This window comes from Shinella sp. M27, assembly GCF_049199905.1.
GTDB lineage: Bacteria > Pseudomonadota > Alphaproteobacteria > Rhizobiales > Rhizobiaceae > Shinella.
The window spans coordinates 5421-8917 of sequence record NZ_JBLZPK010000022.1 but is presented as its reverse complement, the minus strand read 5'-3'; the positions used below and the strand labels follow the sequence as shown (position 1 = coordinate 8917).

Annotated in this window: 3 protein-coding genes; all 3 read left to right on the top strand. The window is 63.8% G+C overall.

Annotated features, from left to right (window positions below; all coding sequences use genetic code 11):
* The first annotated feature begins 43 nt into the window (after positions 1 to 43).
* Genes ACOZK4_RS07910 through ACOZK4_RS07900 form a run of 3 tightly spaced genes read left to right on the top strand, consistent with a single transcriptional unit; the run spans position 44 to position 3490 of the window.
* Positions 44 to 1042 (top strand): ABC transporter permease, encoded by a 999-nt coding sequence (locus ACOZK4_RS07910; protein ID WP_421591503.1) that lies wholly within the window; start codon positions 44 to 46, stop codon positions 1040 to 1042.
* The gene (locus tag ACOZK4_RS07905) at positions 1039 to 1866 is read left to right on the top strand and encodes an ABC transporter permease (protein ID WP_421591412.1); all 828 of its coding nucleotides are present in this window, start codon (positions 1039 to 1041) and stop codon (positions 1864 to 1866) included. The genes ACOZK4_RS07910 and ACOZK4_RS07905 overlap by 4 nt, the downstream gene beginning before the upstream one ends.
* Positions 1859 to 3490, top strand: a complete 1632-nt coding sequence (locus ACOZK4_RS07900; protein WP_421591411.1) for an ABC transporter ATP-binding protein — start codon at positions 1859 to 1861, stop codon at positions 3488 to 3490. The genes ACOZK4_RS07905 and ACOZK4_RS07900 overlap by 8 nt, the downstream gene beginning before the upstream one ends.
* Positions 3491 to 3497 lie beyond the last annotated feature (7 nt).

Genomic DNA, 3497 nt, shown 5'->3' with positions numbered 1-3497 from the left:
GTCTGCCGGCGTTGCCGGATCGGTTGCGTCCACTGGTGCTCCCATCATCGAAGGCACGCCTTCGTTCTGGGCGAAACTCAGCAAGAGCAGCCCCCTGGTTGCGCTCATTCTGCAACGTCTCGCGCTCAGCGTGGCCTTGCTCTTCGCCGTGTCGCTGATGATCTTCGGCGGCGTGGAAGCCTTGCCCGGCGACTTCGCCACCACCTATCTCGGACAGTCGGCGACCCCGCAGGCCATCGAGAACATCCGCAAGGATCTCGGCCTCGACCAGCCGGCAACGACGCGCTATTTCAAATGGCTCGGCGGCGCGCTCCAGGGGGATTTCGGCAAATCCTGGGCTTCGAAAAACTCGGTCAGCGAACAGATCGGCAAGCGCCTCGGCAATTCGCTGTTCCTCGCCTTCTTCGCCGCAATCATCTCCGTGCCGCTCGCCGTCGGTCTCGGCATGCTGGCGGTGCAATATCGAAACCGCCTGCCCGACAAGATCATCAACGTCATCTCGCTTGCGGCGATCTCGTTGCCGGAATTCTTCGTCGGCTACCTGCTGATCCTGTTCTTCGCCGTGCAGCTGGGTGTGGCGACCTTCCCGGCGACCGTCTATGACTCGATGACACTAGGCCAGCGCCTGTCGGCCATCGCGCTGCCCACGGCAACCCTCGTCCTCGTCGTGCTCGCCCACATGATGCGCATGACGCGGGCGGCGATCCTCAACGTGATGTCCTCGGCCTATGTCGAGACGGCGGAACTGAAGGGCCTTTCGGGCCTGCGCATCATCGCCAAGCACGCGGCGCCGAATGCGCTTGCCCCGGTCATCAACGTCATCGCGCTCAACCTCGCCTATCTCGTGGTGGGCGTTGTCGTCGTGGAAGTGGTGTTCGTCTATCCCGGCATGGGCCAGTACATGGTCGACGCCGTGACGGTGCGTGACATGCCGGTCGTGCAGGCCTGCGGCCTGATCTTCGCCGCCTTCTACATCTTCCTCAACATGTTCGCCGATATCCTTGCGATCGTCGCGAACCCCAGATTGAGGCATCCGCGATGAGACTTTCTTCCATCCCCGTCAGCGCATGGGTCGGCATCCTGGGCATTGCCCTTGCCCTGTTCTGTGCCATTTTCGCGCCGATCATCGCTCCCTACAGCGAAAGCCAGATCGTTGGCTCCGTCTGGGAACCCATCGGCGGCGAGTATCTTCTCGGCACCGACAATCTCGGCCGCGACCTGTTCTCGCGGCTGATCTTCGGCGCCCGCACCACGATCTTCGTGGCGCTGGCGGCGACCGTGCTCTCCTTCTCGCTCGGCATGCTCTTGTCGTTCACGGCAGCGGTGACGGGCGGGCTGATCGACCAGGCCTTCTCTCGCTTCAACGACCTGATGATGGCGATCCCGACCTTGATCTTCGCCCTCGTCGTGCTGGCCGTGTTGCCGCAGCAGCTTTGGATTCTCATCCTCGTGATGGCGGTCCTCGACAGTACGCGCGTCTATCGCATCGGCCGCGCCGTCGCGCTCGATGTGGCGGTCATGGAGTTCGTCGAGGCGGCGCGTCTGCGCGGCGAAGGCACCGGCTGGATCATCTTCCGGGAGATCCTGCCCAACACGCTCTCGCCGTTGCTTGCCGAATTCGGCCTGCGTTTCGCCTTCTCCATCCTGTTTCTCTCCACCCTCTCCTTCCTCGGCCTCGGCATCCAGCCGCCGGCGGCCGATTGGGGCGGCATGGTGAAGGACAACAAGGACGGCATCATCTTCGGCATCTCGGCCGCCCTCATTCCGGGCGGTGCGATTGCGGGGCTCGCCATCTGCGTCAACCTCGTCGTCGACTGGCTGATGAAACGCACCTCGAGCCTCAAGGGAGGGCGCGGCGATGCCTGATCTGCTTTCCGTAAGAAACCTCAAGATCGAGGCGACCAGCTATCCGCCGGGTGAGCCGCCACGCACCGTGACCCTCGTCGAGGGCGTCAACTTCGACGTCGAGAAGGGCAAGGTGCTCGGCCTGATCGGCGAATCCGGCGCCGGCAAGTCCACCATCGGCCTCACCGCGCTCGCCTATGGGCGCGGCGGGGTGAGGATCACTGGCGGCGAGGTCAAGCTCAACGGCGAAGACCTGCTGAAGCTCGGCCCCGCGGGTATCCGCAAAGTGCGCGGTGCAAAGGTCTGCTATGTCGCGCAATCGGCAGCGGCAGCCTTCAACCCGGCCCACCGGCTCGGCGAACAGGTGATCGAGGCCTCGCTTAAACACGGCATCATGAGCCGTGCGGAGGCGGAAAAGCGCGCGCTCTACCTGTTCAAGGTGCTCGGCCTGCCAAGCCCGGAAACCTTCGGCCAGCGCTATCCGCACCAGGTCTCCGGCGGCCAGTTGCAACGCGCCATGACCGCCATGGCGCTCTGCCCCAACCCGGAGCTCATCGTCTTCGATGAGCCAACGACCGCGCTCGACGTGACGACGCAGATCGACGTGCTCGCCGCCATCAAACACGCCATCGAGGAGACCCACACAGCCGCGCTCTACATCACCCACGACCTTGCCGTCGTGGCGCAGATCACGGATGATATTCTTGTGCTCCGTCACGGCAAGATGGTGGAATACGGCTCGGTGAAACAGATCATCGAGGCACCGACGCAGGACTATACCCGCGCGCTGGTCAATGTGCGCGGCACGAGACGGGATGAGGCGCCCGACCAGACGGATACGCTGCTCAAGGTCGACAACATCACCGCCGGCTATTCCAACGGCTTCAAGGTGTTGCAGAACGTTTCCTTGCATCTGCCGAAGGGCCAGACGCTGGCGGTGGTGGGCGAATCCGGCTCGGGCAAATCGACGCTCGCCCGCGTCATCACCGGCCTGTTGCCGCCGCAGGACGGCACGATCAGCTTCGACGGCAAAGCTTTGCCGAAGGCGCTGAAGGGCCGGTCGAACGACGAGCTTCGCCGCGTCCAGATGATCTACCAGATGGCCGACACCGCGATGAACCCGCGCCAGACGGTGCGCGACATCGTCGGCCGCCCGCTCACCTTCTATTACGGCCTGCGCGGCCAGCAGAAGACCGAGCGGGTGAAGGAACTGCTGGAGCAGATCGAGATGGGCGGCCGGTTTGCCGACCGCTATCCGGCCGAGCTTTCGGGCGGCCAGAAACAGCGCGTCGCCATCGCCCGCGCCTTGGCGGCCAAGCCGGAGCTCATCCTCTGCGACGAGCCGACCTCCGCGCTGGACCCGCTGGTGGCCGAAGGCATCCTGAAACTTCTCCTGAAACTTCAGGAGGAAACGCAGGTCTCCTACATGTTCATCACGCACGACATCGCCATCGTGCGCGCCATCGCCGATTCGGTGGCCGTGATGCATCGCGGCAAGCTCGTGCGCTTCGGCCCGAAATCGAAGGTGCTCTCGCCGCCCTTCGACGACTATACGGACCTGTTGCTGAAATCGGTTCCGGAAATGGAGATCGGCTGGCTGGAGAAAGTTCTCACCACGCGGCGCATGGCAAGCGCCGGCAACTGATCAAAGC